The sequence below is a fragment of the Salinicola sp. RZ23 genome (assembly GCF_003206675.1).
GTDB classification, from domain to species: Bacteria; Pseudomonadota; Gammaproteobacteria; order Pseudomonadales; family Halomonadaceae; genus Salinicola; species Salinicola endophyticus.
Genome location: NZ_PZJK01000001.1, coordinates 401,858 through 418,830, shown reverse-complemented (window position 1 = coordinate 418,830; position 16,973 = coordinate 401,858). Strand labels below are relative to the sequence as shown.

Here is a 16,973-nt window from a genome sequence, read left to right as displayed (position 1 = left end):
GGAACCACTATCCAAGGACACCCAAGCCATGTCATTCCTCAAGCGCAGCGTCAAACTCAGGCTCGGCACGAGTCTAGGCCTGTGTATCGCCATGCTGATCGCCACCGGCCTGATCGGGCTCTACGGCGCCAGCCAGGAGCGTGATCACGTCGAACGGACTTACACCAACAACCTGCTGCCCATCACCACACTGGCCCAGGTCCGTGCGGGTATTCTGCTCAACCGGGGGCTGATCGGCGAAGCGCTGACCTCGGGCCAGGACGCCGATCTGACCGAGATCAGACAGGAGATCGACGAGAACCGCCAGAGCGTCAAGGAAAACTGGGCCCGCTATGACAAGAACAGCGTCAAGAATGGTGCCGAAGCGGCAGCCGCCAAGGCGTTTCCCGAGCGCCTCGCCACCCTGGAGTCTCAACTCAATGGCATCATGAGCGACCTCAACGCCGGCAACCTCGCCAGCGCCACGGCGGCCATGAATGGCCCCGTGAAGCAGAGCTATGATGACACGCTGGAGAGTCTGCAGCAGGCGATCCAGGCCAATATCTCCCAGGCCGACACCGGCTTCGCCTCGGCTGAGAAGAGCTTCAGCGACCTGCGCATGCTGATCATCGGCAGCATCGTGCTGGCCACGCTGCTGGCCGTCTTGCTCACGCTGTGGCTGGTGCGCGGTGTCATGACCCCGCTGAGCAAGGCGCGGGAACTGGCCACGGCACTCGCCGAAGGGCGTCTGGATACCCATATCAATGTTACCTGCCAGGATGAGTTCGGCGACATGCTGCGCGATCTCACCTCGATGCAGGAACGTCTGACCCAGGTCGTCACCGCCGTACGCCATAACGCTGAATCCGTGCAGCAGGCGGCCGACGAGATTGCCCAGGGCACCGACGACCTCAACCGTCGTACCCAGGAGCAGGCCGCGAGTCTCGAGCAGACTGCCGCATCGATGGATGAGATCACCGCTACCGTGCGCCACAACGCCGACAACTCCTCCCAGGCCGATACACTGGTCGACGAAGTCAGCCTGCGTGCCCAGCAGGGCGGCGTGGTGGCCAAGCAGGCGATGCAGGCCATGGCGGAGATCAACGATTCGAGCCAGCGCATCTCCAGTATCGTCGGACTGATCGACAACATCGCCTTCCAGACCAACCTGCTGGCGCTCAACGCCTCGGTGGAAGCGGCACGTGCCGGCGAGCAGGGTCGTGGCTTCGCGGTCGTCGCCGGCGAAGTTCGCACCCTGGCCGGGCGCAGTGCCGATGCCGCCAAGGAGATCAAGGAGCTGGTGAAGGAGAGCGTAGAGAAGGTCGGCTCGGGCACACGCCTGGTGGATGACGCCGGCAACGCGCTCAACGAGATCGTCGAGGGGGTCAAGCGGGTCAACGACCTGATGGGCGAGATCGCCGTGGCCAGCCGCGAGCAGTCCCAGGGTATCGATCAGGTCAACCAGGCGGTATCGCAGATGGACACCGCGACACAGCAGAACGCCGGGCTGGTCGATCAATCGAGCACCTCCAGCCGTCAGCTGCTGGCACATGCCCGGTCGCTGTCCGAAGAGATGGCTTTCTTCAAGGTGAAAGAAGACCACGCCGCGTCGGCCAAGCGCCGCCCGCAGCCGTCGGTGAACGCGCCCCAGGCTCGGCTGGCGAACGCCAAGCCCAGCCAACCCAAGGCTACCGCCAAGCAGCAGGAAGAGGAGTGGACGACCTTCTGAGGCCGCCAGACCGCCGGCTCGACGCGAGCCGGCGGTAACCCATGGTTCCACCGTTCGATCGTAACCTTTGAAGGCCTGGCGTATCCGCCAGGCTTTTTTTCGTGCGAGGCCGGCTTTCCTGTGGATGCGGTTGGCGGAGGCGACTCACGGCCCGGCCATGGCTCAGCGCAGAACGGCCTGCCAGGCCTGGGCCAGATCAGCCTGCAGATCTTCGACGGCTTCCAGACCGACATGCAGCCGCAGGCAGGGCCCGCGGCTAGACCAGTCGGTAGAGAGGCTGCGCGCAGCGGCCACATTGCATGGCAACGCCAGGCTTTCGTAGCCCCCCCAGGATGAGCCGATGCCAAACAGGTGGAGGCTATCCACCAGGGTATCCACCTGAGCGTCACTCACCTCGCGCTCGAACTCGAGGGTGAGCAGGCCATTGCTGCCCCGAAAATCGCGCTGCCACCAGGCATGCCCCGGGTGCTCGGGGCGGCACGGCTGGTGTACCCGGGCGACCCGCGGCTGCTCGCAGAGCCAGCCGCCGAGCGCCTCGGCATGGCGGCCGTGGGCGTCCATGCGGCAAGCCAGCGTGCGAAGACCGCGTAGCGCCAGATAGGCGTCGTCGCTGCTCAGTGACTGACCCAGCGTGACCGCCATCTCACGCAGCCGCCGGCCGGTCTCGCCATTTGCGCTGACGCTGCCCATCATCACGTCGGAGTGGCCGACCACGTATTTGGTGCCCGCCATCAGCGACACCGTGGCCCCCAGCGACAGCGGCTGCATCAGCACACCGCTGGCCCAGGTGTTGTCCACCACCAGCGGTATCTCTCGGGCGCTCGTCAGCGCGGCCAGGGCGGGCAGGTCCTGCATTTCGTAGACCAGCGAGCCCGGTACCTCGGTGTAGACGAGACAGGTGTCGTCGGTCAGGAGCGACTGCAGATGCGCGACGCTGCCGTCGAAGTAGTCGACGCGTACGCCCCAGGGCCGCAACCACCCATCGACGATGCGTCGCAGCGGCTGGTAGACGCTATCGGCGACGATGATCTGAGCGCCGGGCCGGGCCAGGGTCATCAGCACCAGGTTGATCGCGGCCACACCGGAGGGCGTCAGCAGCGTCTGTTCGGCGCCCTCGAGGCGCGAGACGGCATCCTCCAGCGCGTAGGTGGTCGGGGTGCCGCGCCGGCCGTAGCTGAACGGACGCTCGCCCTGTTCGCGACGACGCTTGGTGTCGCGCATCTGGGCGAGCGAGTCGAAGGTGACGGTGCTGGTACGCACCACCGGGGGATTGACGGAGGCCGGCCCCGATTGGGGCCGGCCGATATGAAGCAGATCGGTTTCCAGCTGCATGCATGGCTCCCTGCCGGCACTCCGAGGCTCGGGCCGGCGGCGTTAGACAAGTGTCGTTGTTGGCTGTCCGCGCTCGCCGAATCGCCCCTCGGCGAGCGCCCGGGAGGATCAGATCGCGAAGGTGGCGCGCTCTTCAGCGTCGAGCTGTGCCAGCAAGCCGGTCTCCCACGCCAGATAGCGACGTGACGCTTCCAGATTGCCGTCGTGACGGTCGTGGACGAAGAACAGGTAGTCGATACACTCGGCATCGGCAGGGCTCTCCGGGGTCGAGACCAGGTCGATACCCTGGCTACGCCAGGTGTCGAGCGCCAGCGGCAGCCACTTCACGCGGTGAAACCCGCGCATCTTCAGGTCCGGCAGCAAGCAGGCCACGGCGCCGGCATCACCTACCAGCACGGTGTGTGCACCGGGGTCGAGATCGGCGAGCTGGGTCTCCAGCAGCGCACGATTGACCCAGCGGGCACCGCGAAGATGCGCCTGGCGATAGGCCATGCCGGGCTGCAGATCGAGCAGTTGGGCGCTATCGAGGGCCGCTGCCACCTCGAGCGTCGGCACGTCGGGGGTCACTTCCGCCACCCCGCGCCCCTCCGCCACCGCGATCTCGCCCCAGCCGCGGCGACCGCCCTCCAGCCACGCCACCTCGTGCCCCATCAGCGCCAGCCATGCCGCCACCATGGGGGCACGGCAGGCATCGTCATCGAGCAACACGATCCGCGCCCGGTAGACACCGACCCAGTGATCGGTGGCCTGGATCAGCTGCCCACCCGGCGCGTGAACCGCCTCGGGATGGCCGTCGTCGTGGTACTCCTCGGCGGTACGCACATCGAACAGATAGGTGGTGCGGGTCTCGTCGGCGAGCCAGTCATTGAGGCAAGCGGTGTCGATCGCCCGCGCCCCGTGCGCCGTTGCCGTGGTCTGCGCGGCCTGCGCCCAGCGCTCATCGACCGGCGCCCGCGCCGGGTAGCGGCGTTGGCTGCCGTACTCGAGTTCGAGCCCCGCCAGCCGCCAGCCCTGGGTCCCGTTCTCCAGGGCGTAGACCGGATTGTCGACCCCCAGCCAGCGCAGCGTCTGGGCGCCGACGATACTGCGCGTGCGGCCGGCGCAGTTGATCACCACCGGCGTCTCGCGATCGCCATCGAGCAGCGCCGGCAGCCGCCGGGCCAGCTCGCCATTGGGGCAGCACACGCTGCCGGGGATGTTCATCTTGTGGTACTCGGTCAGCGGGCGACCATCGAAGATGTGCAGCGGCTCGTGCCGCGCCTGCTTCGCGGCCAGCGTCTCGGCATCGATGACGGGCGTGTGGAAGCGCTCATGGGCCAGTTCGCCGAACGTCTTGCTGACCACATTGACCCCGGCGAAGCAGCCGAATCCGGCCTCGGTCCAGCCCTCGATGCCCCCCGCCAGCACGGCCACATCGCGATACCCCAAGGCGCTCAGGCGCTGCTGCGCATGGCGGGCTCGACCTTCGTCGGCGCGATCCATCACCACGATCGGCGCCGCCAGCCTGGGCACCAACCGGGTGATACCCGCCTCCAGCCGGCTGAGCGGCAGATTGACGACGTGAAACGGATGCGACATGCCGTACTCGCCGAACTCGCGCACGTCCAGAAACGCCAGCTCCGCACCCGCCGTGCCGAGTCGTGCCTTGAGTGCGGCAGGGGAAATCGTCGACATCAACGCGCTCCCGTCGAGCGCGTCTGCACGCCGATGTCCATCAGCCGACGGGTGCCGGCCTCGACATCGAAGGTGGTACGTTCGGTGAGCGTTTCCAGCGCGCGACCATAGAGGTGCAGGTGGCGAATCGGCTGCTCGCCCTCGATGAGCACCGAGTGGATATCGTTGGGCATCAGGGCCACGCCGCTACCGGCACCGATGCGCACCTCACGATCCACCTCGATTTCGGCCCTGCCTTCGACACTGCCGTCGTCGAGCCGCCGATAGAGCGTGTTCAGCTCCTCCCCCTCGACCCCGGCAATGCAGGCCCAGGTCGTGTGATCGTGGGGCGGAATCCGCTTACCCGGGCGCATCACGTTGAGATACAGGGCAAAAGTCTGCTCGGGGGTCTGATCGATCAGATAGCGCGCCTGGCGTTCGTCGGCCCCCGGCGGCGGGAACTCCGCCTCGTTCCAGAGTTCGCGCTGGGCGGCCAGCCCCTCGAGGGCCTTCAGCACCTCCGCCAGCGCATCACGGTTGACGCCCTGGCGTTCGATGATGTCACGCACGTGATGCAGCGTGGATTCGACGGTCTGTTGACGAATTTCAGCAGTGGGAGCCATGGCACGGTTTCCTCGGTAATGACAAACGATGAGCGCGTCGCAGGCGGCGCGTCCCGGTAGGAGAACCCCAAACTACTGCATTAAAGTTCTCCGATATATTAAGCTTTCAGGCCACAAACATAACGAGGTCTTAACAATATGCGGCATCTGGATCTCTCTCTGCTGCGCACCTTCGTGGCGATCTGCGACGAGTCGAGCTTCGCCCGGGCCGCGCTCAAGGTGCACAAGTCGCAGCCGGCGATCAGCCAGCAGATGCGACGTCTGGAGGAGGAGCTGCAGGTGTCGCTGTTCTTCAAGCAGGGGCGCCAGAAGCAGCTGACGCCGGCGGGTATCCGTCTGGCCGAATACGCCCGGCGGCTGCTGGCCCTGCACGACGAACTCTGGTCGACGCTGCACGATCAGGAGTTGAGCGGTCCGGTGCGCATCGGGGCGCCTGCCGATATCGCCGATACCGTACTCCCCGGCATCCTGCAGCGCTTTGCGCGTGCCAATCCGCGCCTGTCGATGGCGATCCATGTCGGCCGCAGCCCCGATCTGATGGACATGCTGTTCGCCGGCGAACTGGACCTGACCATCTCCACACGTCAGGCCGAAGACCGCGAGCATCTGCTTCTGCGCAGCTCACCGGTGGTGTGGCTCGCCGCCAGCGACTACCAGCTCGACGAGGGCGCACCGCTGCCGCTGGTGCTGGCCGACGAGCCGAGCATTTTCCGCCGCGTCGCGCTGGAGGCGCTCCAGCGCGCCGGCTGCGCCTACAAGGAGAGCTACGTCGCCCCCAACCTGGCCGGCATCAAGGCCGGGGTACGCGCGGGGCTCGGTATTACCGCCCGCAGCGTCGAGATGGTCACGCCGGAGTTTCGCGTACTGGGCGAGCGTCAGGGCCTGCCGCCGCTGCCGGACATGAACTTCTACCTCTACCTGCGCGACGACAATCCGAGCGAGGCGGCCACCAAGCTCTATCAGTTGATCGCCAGTCAGATCGGCGGGCGGGCGTGACTCCGGCGTCTCACAAAGACGGTGCCTCACAAAGACAGTGCCTCACGAAGCCAGCGCCTGTTGCCGCCGACGGAAGTAGCGTCGCCCCAGCGGCCAGAGCAGAAACAGCAGCGTGAACAGCAGCATGCCGGCGCTCAGCGGCTGCGTGACGAAGTAGGTGAACGAACCGTTCGACAGCGCCATGCTCTGGAAGAATGCGCGCTCGATCACCGGCGCCAGCACCAGCGCCAGGATGAATGGCGACAGCGGCACCTGCAGGCGATTGAACACGAAGCCGATGCCGCCGAAACAGACCGCTACCACAACCCCGAATACGCTGTTGCCGATGGCGTAGGCCCCCGTGAGGCATAGACAGGCGATCGATGCCGCCAGCAGCGGCTGGGGGATGGCCCGAATCAGATTCGGCACCAGCCGGGCCAGGAGCAGCCCCAGCGGGAACATCATCAGGTTGGCGATCACGAAGCAGATCACGATCAGATAGGCGACGTCGGGGCTGGCCTCGAATAGCCCGGGCCCGGGACGCAGCCCCTGGATCAAGAGCGCCCCCAGGAACAGCGCCGAGGTGGAGTTGCCCGGTATGCCCAGCGACAGCAGCGGCACCATCGAGCTGGCGACCACCGAGTTGTTGGCGGCTTCCGGGGCGGCCACGCCCTCCGGCAGGCCCTGGCCGCAGCGCTCGCCGAAGCGCCGTCTCACCCGCTCGTAGGCCAGGTAGATCGCGACCAGCATGCCGGCTCCCGGCAGAATACCGATCAGATTGCCCAGCGCGGAAGCGCTCAGCCAGGTCGGGAGCAGCCGCTTGATCATCGACGCCGACAGCAGCATGTCACCGAAGCGGATCGGCGTGCGGTCGATGCGATCGCCCGCCGCCGTCTCGGCGCGGGTGGAGAGCATCTCGAACACCACGCTCAGCCCGAACAGGCCGATCAGGATCGGCGTCAGCGGCAGCCCTTCGAAGAGCCAGAAGCTGCCGAAGGTGAACCGCGGGAAGCCCGCCTCGGGACTCATCCCGATCATCGCCACCAGCAGCCCGAGTAGACACGCAAAGGCGCTCTTCATGGCATTGCCGGCGCCCATGCCGACCACCGTCGATAGCCCCAGCACACTCAGCGAGAAGTACTCCGCAGGGCCGAACTTGAGCGCGTACTGAGCCAGCAGCGGGGCGAAGAACACCAGCACCAGCGCCGACAACGTACCGGCGAAGGTCGAGCTGTAGGTGGCGATCCCCAGTGCCATGCCGGCCTTGCCCTGCTTGACCATGGCATGACCATCGATGGCGGTGAGCACCGAGGAGGCGGTGCCGGGGATCTTGAGCAGAATGGCCGGGAACGAGCCGCCGAAGCAGGCCGAGCAGTAGACCCCCACCAGCAGGGGGAAGGCGATGTCCGGCGGCATGGCGAAGGTCACCGGCACCAGTACCGCCAGGGTGATGGTGTCGTTGAGCCCGGGAATGGAGCCGACCACCAGCCCCAGCGCCACGCCCGCACACAGACTCAACAGCGGCCACAGGCTGAACGCATGCAGCCCCGCGGCCCACAACGCAGAGTAATCCATCGAATGCTCCTCGGAGGGGTCAGGCGAACAGCGGGCCGAAGATCGGGCCCGGCAGGGCGACGCCCAGCAGGCCGCCGAACACCGCGCCGATCAGCGCCACCAGGGCCAGCGCCATGACCAGCAGGCGTCCGCCCAGCGGATAGCCCATGATCCAGGCACAGCCGACGAACAGGACCCACAGGCCGATATCCGCGCCGACCCACTCGATCAGCGCGACCGCCGCGATCACCAGGACCAGGGTCATCACCAGCCTGGCGCCACGCACCGCCTCGAAGTCGGCACGCTTGCCGGGGAAGCACCCCAGCGCGACGGCGCAGGCCAGCAGCAGATAACCGATGATCTCGGGCAGTGCCGCCGCCGACTCGGGGTAGCCTCGGCTGACGATCAGTACAGCGACCGCCAGACCGCCACAGAGGAGCGCCAGCGCGAGGTCGAAGCCCCGCGCCGGCGCCGAGATTCCCAGATGACGACTCACGACTGGCTTTCCAGCAGCGGAATCACCTGCTCCATCTGGGTGGCGGTCTTGTCGAGATACTGACGGAAGGCAGCGTCGTCACGGTAATCGACCTTGTAGCCGGCTGCGGCCATCCGCTCGATGAACTCGGGAGAGGTCAGCACCTTCTGCAGACGCGAAGCGAGCTCGGCTTCGACTTCGTCGGGCAGGCCGGCCGGTGCGCCGATGCCACGGAAGGTGCCCCACTGCACGTCGTCGCCGGTCACTTCCTGATAGGTCGGCACGTCCGGTGCCAGATCACTGCGGGCCTGGTCCATCACCGCCAGAATACGGATGTTGCCATCCTTGGCCGGCCCCACCGCCTCGCCCAGCGACATGAAGCCCGCCTGCACGTGGCCACCCATGAGCTGCTGCAGCTGCATGGCAGCGCTGGCATTGTGGACATAGCGGAAATCGAGCCCCTGCTGCTGGGCCAGCGCGAGGGCGGCGATATGGTGGGAGGTGGAGTTGCCGGGGGTGGCGATGCTGACGCTGCCATGGGAAGCCGCCGCCAGGAACGCCTCGAGATCGGGAAGGTCACCCTTGGCCGAGGTGACGATGACCTCCGGATCGAGGTTGTAGAGCGCCAGCGGCGTGAAGCTGTCGAGGTCGTAGCTGACGTCTTTCATCAGCGAGTTGTTGATCACCGACGAGGTCATCGCCAGCAGCGTATAGCCATCGGCCGGCGCGGAGCTCACGTAGGTCTGACCGACGACCGCCCCGCCACCCGGCATGTTCTTGACGATGAATTTCTTGCCGTCGAAGGCTTCCGGCGCCGCTTCGGCGATCATGCGACCGGTGATATCCACCGCTCCGCCGGAGGCGAAAGGCACGACGTAATCGATGTTCTTGTTGGGATAGTCAGCCGCCTGAGCCAGTGAGGCGGAGGCCAGCATGACCAGGGCGACGGAAAACGACGAGCGGAGGCGAATCATGGGAGGTCCTTGGTTGTGTTATGTATGGGACCCCCTCACGCTATCGCCGAACAGTTACGCCATCAATTAAACAAATCCGATTAATTTATAAGCATCCTTTAACTTTGACAGCCCCTATCGGCCTCCCGGCAGCCATTTCCTCTACCCCAGCAGCGACCTCAGCCCGGCGATGGCGCTCTGGCCACGCTCCTGCTTGCGCTCCGGGTTCTCCTTGTCGGCGCGTCCTTCCCACTCCAGATCGTCCGCCGGCAGTTCGTCGAGGAAGCGGCTCGGGGTGCAGTCGAGCAGTTCACCGTAAGCCTTGCGCTGGCGCGCCAGGGTCAGCGTCAGCGTGCGCCGGGCGCGGGTGATGCCGACATAGGCCAGGCGGCGCTCCTCTTCGATGGTGCCGGCCTCGATCGCGTTGCGGTGCGGCAGCAGCTCCTCCTCCAGGCCCATCAGATAGACATGGGGAAACTCGAGCCCCTTGGAGGCATGCATGGTGAGCAGTTGCACGCGGTCGGAGTCATCCTCCTCGGCCTGCTGCTCGAGGATGTCGCGCAGCACCAGGCGCGAGATCGCCGCCTGCACGTCGTCGGTCTCCTCGCTGGCCTCGCCCTCGTCGTCGTCGCGGTGCATCGACTTCTCGAGCTGGTCGATCAGCGTCCAGACGTTGGCCATGCGGCGCTCGGCGATGGTCGGCGCGCTGGCATTCTGGTAAAGCCAGGCTTCGTAATCCATGTCGCGGATCATCTCGCGGATCGCGGCGATGGCGTCGCCCTGGTCCATGCGCTTGCGCACACCGTCGATGAAATGCGCAAAGCGGCCGAGACGCTCTACCGCACGGGTCGGCAGCACCTGCTCCAGCCCCAGCTCACCACAGGCGGCGAACATCGAGCGCTGGCGTTCGCTCGCCTGACGTTCAATGACATAGTTGGCGAGCTTCTCCAGCGTGCCGGGGCCGATCTCCCGGCGCGGCACGTTGACGATGCGCAGGAAGGCGTTGTCGTCATCCGGATTGATCAGCAGGCGCAGATAGGCCATGGCGTCCTTGATCTCGTTGCGCGAGAAGAACGAGGTGCCACCGGAGAGCTTGTAGGGAATCTGGTGGTGCTGCAGCTTGAGCTCCAGCAGCCGAGCCTGGAAGTTGCCACGGTAGAGCACGGCGAAGTCGCGCCATTCGGCACGCTCCTTGATCCGCCGGGTGAGGATCTCGCCGGCCACGCGCTCGGCCTCAGCCTCCTCGTGACGGTTGACGATCACGCGGATCGCATCGCCCTGGCCCATGTCCGACCACAGGGTCTTGTCATAGACGTGGGGGTTGTTGGCGATCAGAGTATTGGCGGCGCGCAGGATGGTCGCGGTGGAGCGGTAGTTCTGCTCCAGCTTGATCACGTTCAGGCGTGGGAAATCCTCGCCCAGGGTGACCAGGTTCTCCGGGCGTGCGCCGCGCCAGGCATAGATCGACTGGTCGTCGTCGCCGACCACGGTGAAGGTGGCGCGTTCGTCCATCAGCATCTTCACCAGCTGGTACTGGCTGACGTTGGTGTCCTGGTACTCGTCCACCAGCATGTAGTGGATACGCTTGCGCCAGCGCGCCAGGGCTTCGGGGTCGCTCGACAGCAGCACCACCGGCAGCATGATCAGGTCGTCGAAGTCGACCGCGTTATAGGCCTTGAGATGGCGGTTGTAGGCCTCGTAGATGCGCGCGGCGTACTGCTCGTCCTCGTCCGCGGCGTGGGAGATCGCGTGCCCCGGCAGCACCAGGTCGTTCTTCCACTGGGAGATCTGGCTCTGCACCGCGCCGATCTGCTCGGCGTCGGTGTCGGCCTCCTTCTGCATCAGGTCGCGCAGCAGCGCCTTGGCATCTTCCGGGTCGAACAGCGAGAAGCCCGGGCGGAAGCCCAGCGCCTTGAGCTCGCGGCGGATGATGTTGAGCCCCAGGTTGTGGAAGGTGGAGACGGTCAGCCCGTGGCCCTCACGCCCCTTGAGCATCTGCCCCACGCGCTCCTTCATCTCGCGCGCCGCCTTGTTGGTGAAGGTGACCGCGGCGATCTTGCGCGCACTCATCCCGCACTCCTGGACCAGATAAGCGATCTTGGTGGTGATCACGCTAGTCTTGCCCGAGCCGGCCCCGGCCAGGACCAGACAGGGACCATCGATATAGCGCACCGCTTCCTGCTGGCGCGGGTTGAGCTTGGCAAGGCGTTGGCGGATATCGGACATGGGGGCAGAATCGCAGAGGTAGGAACGGTGAGATCAGAACGCTGACATGAGAACGATAGACAGGGAATGATACACCCCATGCAGATCAAAAGAGACGACCTGAGCGGGCCGGAGATCGCCGCGCTACTCGAAGCCCACCTGGCGGACTTCGCCCCCCACTCCCCGCCGGAGAGCCGGCATGCGCTGGATCTCTCGGCCCTGCGCCACCCGGACATATTCTTCTATAGCGTGTGGGAGGCAGGGGAACTGCTCGGCTGCGGGGCCTTCAAGCGCCTCGACGCGACACACGCCGAACTCAAGTCGATGCGCACCGACGCGCAGCACCTACGCCGCGGCGTGGCTCGCGCGCTACTCACCCATCTGATCGACGAAGCGCGGGCGGCGGGGTTCGAGCGCCTGAGTCTGGAGACCGGCTCGGCGGCGCACTTCGACCCGGCGCACAGGCTCTATGCGGCATTCGGCTTCGAGACCTGCGGGCCCTTCGGCGATTACGTCGAAGACCCCTACAGCGTGTTCATGACCCGGCGGCTGTAAACCCGATGCCCCAGGCCGCGCTCACACATCCACCGCCCCGGCGAAGTCGAGCTGGCGCCACGCCTCGAAGACGATGATGGCGCAGGCGTTGGAGAGGTTCAGGCTGCGGCTGTCGGCCAGCATGGGAATGCGCAGACGCTGCGCCGGCGGCAGGGCATCCAGCATCTCCTGGGGCAGGCCGCGGGTCTCGGGACCGAAGACCAGCGCATCGCCCTCGCGATAGTGGATATGGTTGTAGCCGTGGCGGCCGCGGGTCGAGACCGCGAAGACCCGCTCCGGGCCGACGGTTTCGAGAAACGCCGCCCAGTTGGCATGAACCTGGACCCGCGCCCACTCGTGATAGTCGAGGCCGGCGCGACGCAGCCGCTTGTCCTCCAGCTCGAAGGCCATCGGCTCGATCAGGTGCAGCCGAAAGCCGGTATTGGCACAGAGCCGGATGATGTTGCCGGTATTGGGCGGAATCTCGGGTTCGAACAGCACGATATCGAGCATGGCGACAGCCTCGCGGTGATGACGGGCATCAGCGCATGATACGCCATCGGCGCCCACATGGGGCGCCGATGGCAGGGCCAGTTACCGTGACCGGTTAAACAGGCTGGGTATCGCCGAGCTGATGGCAGATACGCGGCATCAGAAGCCGACGCTGACGCCCAGCACCGGCCCGCTGTCCAGCGTGTGCCCGTTGTCGTTGTCGAAGTCGGTGCGCAGGTAGCGGTAACCACCGTAGACGTAGGTGTGCGAGATGATGTTCACCCGCGCCTGGGCGCCGTACTCGTAGCTCTTGTCGATATCGCCGTGGGCCAGCCCCTTCGGCGTGTAGAAGCCGTAGGCGCCCACCGAGGTGAGCGGAATCGGGGTGTCGACGAAGGCCGAACCACCCAGACCCAGGCCGCCACCATTGCCGTAGTGGGTGTCCTGGTACTGATAGCGCCCGCCGACCGAGAGATCGATCCCCGGCAGCCACGGCGAGAACATCAGCGAGCCGGAGTACGCCTTGGCGTTATGGCCGCTGTCGTCGGTATTGAGATAGCCCACCCCGGCACGCAGGCTGGGCAGAATGGTCTGGCTGGCTTCGACCCCGAAGGAGTCCTTGCCGCCGTTGGCGGATACGCTCAGCGCCATCGCCTGCTGACTGGCGAAAACGAAGGTGGCGGTGGCGAGGGCGAAGCCCAAAGGTTTGAAATGGCTGCGCTTGATCATGTCACGTCTCCAGAAAGTCGCGCCGAAACGCGTTGGCCTTGCGGCTTAAGCGTGACATAATCCGGCAAATTATCAAACGGTGTTTTTAAACCGATTGTAATTCCCCGGTGCCCGACCCGAGCCGCCGGGGGAGCGGCCGCCTCGCCGGACTCAGCGCGTTTGGGTCACGCCGTAGCGGTCGCGGTAGGCGCGAATCGCCTCGGCGTGGTGGGCGAAGTCATCCCGCTCGCCCGCGCCGGGTTCGCGCGCTTCGAGATAGGCGAGCATCTGGTCGAGATTGACGATACTGATCACCGGCATGGCGTAGGCCGCCTCGACCTCCTGGATGGCGCTGTGCGGCTTGAGGCCGTCGCCATCCTGGCCGCGCTCCTGGCGGTCCAGCGCGATCACCACGCCGGCGGCACGCGCACCGGCGGCCTCGATCAGCTGCATGACTTCGCGGATGGCGGTGCCGGCGGTGATGACATCGTCGACGATCAGCACCCGGCCGCGCAGTTCGGCGCCGACGATGTTGCCGCCCTCGCCATGGTCCTTGGCTTCCTTACGGTTGAAAGCAAAGGGAATATCGCGGTCGTGATGGTCGGCCAGGGCAATGGCTGCGCTCGCCGCCAGCGAGATACCCTTGTAAGCTGGACCAAACAGTACATCTGTCTCGATCCCGCTGTCGGCGATTGCGCTGGCGTAGAAACGCCCCAGCCTGGCCAGGGCGCGGCCGGAACGGAACAGGCCGGCATTGAAGAAATAGGGACTGACCCGACCGGATTTGAGCGTGAACTCACCGAACCGCAGCGCCCCTTCGGCGATGGCAAATTCGATGAACTCTCGTTGATATGGTTGGATCTCCGCGCTCACTCGAGCCCCCCTGTGTCAGTCCCGGCCGTTGTCTTGTGTCGCTTGCGCCCCCATTTAAGGCGCTTCGCTTTTACCTAAATCTCGCAAGCTCGGGTATCATACACGCGCGACGAAGAAGGAACACGGTATGAAAATCGCCAGCATCAATGTCAACGGGATCCGTGACGCCGTCGAACGAGGCTTTCTCGATTGGCTGGCCGAGCAGGATGCCGATGTCGTCTGCGTGCAGAACCTGAAAGCCAAGAGCTTCGAGCTGGACGACAGCATCCTCTATCCGGAGGGTTACGAAGGATACTTCCTGGACGCCGAGCAGGACGGCTTCTCCGGCGTCGGGCTCTATTGTCGCAAGATCCCCAAGGCGATCATGTATGGCCTGGGCTTCGAGCAGTGCGATCACGAAGGGCGCTTTCTGCAGGCGGACTACGACCGCTTCAGCATCGCCACTTTCCTGATGCCGGACGGCCAGGACCCGGCCGCCAAGCAGACGTTCATGACCCAGTACCTCGAGTACCTGAACAAGATGGCGCGCAAGCGGCGCGAATACATCATCTGCGGCACCTGGCACATCGCGCACAAGACGCTCGACCTGGCCAACTGGACCGACAACCAGACGACCCCCGGCTTCAAGCCCGAAGAGCGGGCGTGGATGGATCAGGTCTTCGGCCCCACCGGGTTCATCGACACCTTCCGCGAGGTCAATCGCGACGCCAACCAGTACACCTGGTGGCCCAAGCTGGATCAGGAAGTGCCGCGGGCTCGTCAGGAGGGCTGGCGTCTCGACTATCAGGTGGTCGGCCCCAACTTCCGCCGCCACGTGAAGGACGCCTGGATCGATACCGATGCCACCTTCAGCGAGTTCGCTCCGCTGATCGTGGAGTATGATCTCGAACTCTGAGGCGAACCGGCCACACCTGGCCGGGCCCGATCTCGGAAACTAGACGCCCCGCTGATGCGGGGCGTCTTGCGTTGGGTACGACAGCGGGCGGCGTGACCGCCGCTGCCAGCCGTGGCGACGACTAGCCGCGTTGCCAGGGCCAGTTGGTCTTGACCAGATCGATCACCTCATCACCCCGGCCACTCATGATCGCGCGCAGGGTATAGAGGCTGAAGCCCTTGGCCTGCTCGGCCTGGATACGCGGCGGGATCGACAGCTCCTGCTTGGCCGTGCGCACGTCGACCAGCGCCGGGCCTGGATGTTCGAACGCCGCCGTCAGCGCCGCATCGAGCGCCTCGGAAGAGTCAACCCGCTGGCTGAACAGGCCCAGCGACTCGGCAACCTCGGCGAAGTTCGCCGGCGATAGATCGGTCACCTCGTCGACGAACCCAGCGGCCTTCATCTCCATCGCCACGAAACCCAGGGTCTGGTTGTTGTAGACCACGATCTTCACCGGTAGCTGCTGCTCGACCAGGGTGATCAGATCGCCCATCAACATGCTGATGCCGCCATCGCCGGCCAGCGCCACCACCTGACGATCGGGAAAGGCCGCCTGCCACCCCATCGCCTGCGGCGTCGCGGTCGCCATCGAGCCGTGCATGAACGAGCCGGTCAGGCGCCGCTGCCCGTTCATCGCCAGATAGCGCGCCGCCCACACCGTCGGCGTGCCCACGTCGCAGGTGAACACCGTGTCCGCGGCGGCAAGCTCGCTGACCCGTGCGGTCAGATACTGCGGATGCAGCGGCTCGCCCTCGGCGCGCGGCGTGGCCAGCTCGTCGAGCCCCTGGCGCGCCTTGTGGTAGTGCGCCTGGGTCTCCTCGAGGAAACTGCGATCGGGCTGTTCGGCCAGCCGCGGCAACAGTGCGTCCAGCGTGGCGCCGATATCCCCCACCAGCCCCTGGAGCAGCGAGCAGCGGCGCCCGAGATGCGTACCCCGCTCGTCGATCTGGACGATATTGCCGTGCTCGGGGAAGAAGTCGCGATAGGGGAAGTTGGTCCCCAGCATCAGCAGGAAGTCGCACTCCTTGAGCGCGTGATAGCCGGAGCTGAAGCCGATCAGCCCGGTCATGCCGACATCGTAGGGGTTGTCGTACTCCAGCGACTGCTTGCCGCGCAGGGCGTGGATCACCGGGGCGTTGAGCCGCTCGGCCAGCGCCACCACCTGGGCGTGATGGCCGTGGCAACCATAGCCGCCGAGAATCGCGATGCGCGAGTGGCCGGCGAGGTGCTCGGCCAGCGCATCCAGCGCCTCTGGCGGCGGCACCGCCACGGCGCGTACCGGGGCGTTCCAGCTCGCCTGCTTGACCGGCGCCGGCTGGAGCGCGACATCCCCCGGCACCACGATCACCGCCACCCGGCGCTGGGTCAGCGCCGTGTTCATGGCGGTCTCGAGTACCTGCGGCATCTGATCGGGTGAAGAGACCAGCGCGCAGTAGTCGCTGCACTCGCGGAACAGGTTCTCGGGGTGGGTCTCCTGGAAATAGCCCAGGCCGATCTCGCTGGAGGGAATCTGCGCCGCGATCGCCAGCATCGGCACGCCGGCGCGCTGGGCCTCGTAGAGGCCGTTGATCAGGTGCAGATTACCCGGGCCGCAGGAGCCGGCGCAGACGCTCAGCGCCTGGGTGGCATCGGCCTCGGCGCTGGCCGCCAGCGCCGCCACCTCTTCGTGGCGCACGCCGCGCCAGCGAATCTGCTCCTGACGGCGCAGGCTCTCGGTGAGGCCGTTGAGGGAGTCCCCCGGCAGGCCCCAGATATGACGTACGCCGGCACGGGCGAGTGTCTCGATGATCAGATCCGCGATGGTGAATTCGGCCACGTTGCTCTCCTGATGATGGTGGCCGCGCCGGCACAGCGCCAGGCTCGGCCCGGTGACTGATGGCTTGGGCTGAAGACTAGACTTTAGTCTAGTCCATCCCGTCCGCCACGCGAGTCGGGCCGAGTGCGGACCGAGTGA

The 16,973-nt window shown here is 65.9% G+C and carries 15 protein-coding genes; 4 read left to right on the top strand and 11 right to left on the bottom strand.

Going from position 1 to position 16,973, the window contains the following annotated elements:
* The first annotated feature begins 28 nt into the window (after positions 1-28).
* Positions 29-1,708 carry a methyl-accepting chemotaxis protein gene (locus DOM67_RS01825; RefSeq protein WP_198651694.1) on the top strand — a complete coding sequence of 560 codons (1,680 nt, stop codon included), beginning with the start codon at positions 29-31 and terminating at the stop codon, positions 1,706-1,708.
* A 162-nt stretch (positions 1,709-1,870) separates the two neighbouring features.
* Here DOM67_RS01825 and metC read toward each other — a convergent pair whose 3' ends face one another.
* The 3 genes from metC to DOM67_RS01810 all read right to left on the bottom strand — a co-directional run bounded on the left by metC (position 1,871) and on the right by DOM67_RS01810 (position 5,316).
* Positions 1,871-3,040 carry a cystathionine beta-lyase gene (metC, locus tag DOM67_RS01820; RefSeq protein ID WP_110673962.1) on the bottom strand — a complete coding sequence of 390 codons (1,170 nt, stop codon included), beginning with the start codon at positions 3,038-3,040 and terminating at the stop codon, positions 1,871-1,873.
* A gap of 108 nt (positions 3,041-3,148) precedes the next feature.
* Complete coding sequence (locus DOM67_RS01815; RefSeq protein ID WP_110673961.1) at positions 3,149-4,714, bottom strand: rhodanese-like domain-containing protein; 1,566 nt, start codon at positions 4,712-4,714, stop codon at positions 3,149-3,151.
* Positions 4,714-5,316, bottom strand: coding sequence for a cysteine dioxygenase family protein (locus DOM67_RS01810; RefSeq protein WP_110673960.1), 603 nt, complete (start codon positions 5,314-5,316; stop codon positions 4,714-4,716). Before DOM67_RS01810 ends, DOM67_RS01815 begins: the two co-directional genes overlap by 1 nt.
* A 138-nt stretch (positions 5,317-5,454) precedes the next feature.
* Here DOM67_RS01810 and DOM67_RS01805 point away from each other — a divergent pair, with 138 nt between their 5' ends.
* Positions 5,455-6,312, top strand: a complete 858-nt coding sequence (locus DOM67_RS01805; protein ID WP_110673959.1) for a LysR substrate-binding domain-containing protein — start codon at positions 5,455-5,457, stop codon at positions 6,310-6,312.
* A gap of 42 nt (positions 6,313-6,354) precedes the next feature.
* On the opposite strand, the gene DOM67_RS01800 is transcribed toward DOM67_RS01805, so the two are convergent.
* The 4 genes from DOM67_RS01800 to rep all read right to left on the bottom strand — a co-directional run bounded on the left by DOM67_RS01800 (position 6,355) and on the right by rep (position 11,499).
* Positions 6,355-7,866: a tripartite tricarboxylate transporter permease gene (locus tag DOM67_RS01800; RefSeq protein ID WP_110673958.1), complete on the bottom strand. Its 1,512-nt coding sequence runs from the start codon at positions 7,864-7,866 to the stop codon at positions 6,355-6,357.
* Positions 7,867-7,885: 19 nt separating this feature from the next.
* Positions 7,886-8,341 (bottom strand): hypothetical protein, encoded by a 456-nt coding sequence (locus tag DOM67_RS01795; RefSeq protein ID WP_110673957.1) that lies wholly within the window; start codon positions 8,339-8,341, stop codon positions 7,886-7,888.
* On the bottom strand, positions 8,338-9,294 hold the full coding sequence (locus DOM67_RS01790; protein ID WP_110673956.1) for a tripartite tricarboxylate transporter substrate binding protein: 957 nt from the start codon (positions 9,292-9,294) through the stop codon (positions 8,338-8,340). Before DOM67_RS01790 ends, DOM67_RS01795 begins: the two co-directional genes overlap by 4 nt.
* 141 nt (positions 9,295-9,435) lie before the next feature.
* The gene (gene rep, locus DOM67_RS01785) at positions 9,436-11,499 is read right to left on the bottom strand and encodes a DNA helicase Rep (RefSeq protein WP_110673955.1); all 2,064 of its coding nucleotides are present in this window, start codon (positions 11,497-11,499) and stop codon (positions 9,436-9,438) included.
* Positions 11,500-11,577: 78 nt separating this feature from the next.
* Between rep and DOM67_RS01780 the strand changes: the two genes are divergently transcribed.
* Entirely contained in the window at positions 11,578-12,033 is a 456-nt protein-coding gene (locus DOM67_RS01780; protein WP_110673954.1) for a GNAT family N-acetyltransferase, read from the top strand.
* 21 nt (positions 12,034-12,054) lie between these two features.
* On the opposite strand, the gene trmL is transcribed toward DOM67_RS01780, so the two are convergent.
* From trmL to pyrE, 3 genes are all read right to left on the bottom strand, one after another.
* A complete protein-coding gene (gene trmL / locus DOM67_RS01775) occupies positions 12,055-12,525 on the bottom strand; it encodes a tRNA (uridine(34)/cytosine(34)/5-carboxymethylaminomethyluridine(34)-2'-O)-methyltransferase TrmL (protein WP_110673953.1) in 471 nt (156 codons plus the stop codon).
* A gap of 138 nt (positions 12,526-12,663) precedes the next feature.
* Complete coding sequence (locus DOM67_RS01770) at positions 12,664-13,233, bottom strand: YfaZ family outer membrane protein (RefSeq protein ID WP_110673952.1); 570 nt, start codon at positions 13,231-13,233, stop codon at positions 12,664-12,666.
* 150 nt (positions 13,234-13,383) lie between these two features.
* Complete coding sequence (gene pyrE, locus DOM67_RS01765) at positions 13,384-14,085, bottom strand: orotate phosphoribosyltransferase (RefSeq protein WP_110673951.1); 702 nt, start codon at positions 14,083-14,085, stop codon at positions 13,384-13,386.
* Positions 14,086-14,212: 127 nt separating this feature from the next.
* Here pyrE and DOM67_RS01760 point away from each other — a divergent pair, with 127 nt between their 5' ends.
* Positions 14,213-14,980 carry an exodeoxyribonuclease III gene (locus DOM67_RS01760; RefSeq protein ID WP_035470213.1) on the top strand — a complete coding sequence of 256 codons (768 nt, stop codon included), beginning with the start codon at positions 14,213-14,215 and terminating at the stop codon, positions 14,978-14,980.
* A gap of 121 nt (positions 14,981-15,101) precedes the next feature.
* Here DOM67_RS01760 and poxB read toward each other — a convergent pair whose 3' ends face one another.
* On the bottom strand, positions 15,102-16,835 hold the full coding sequence (poxB, locus tag DOM67_RS01755) for a ubiquinone-dependent pyruvate dehydrogenase (RefSeq protein WP_110673950.1): 1,734 nt from the start codon (positions 16,833-16,835) through the stop codon (positions 15,102-15,104).
* Positions 16,836-16,973: the final 138 nt, after the last annotated feature.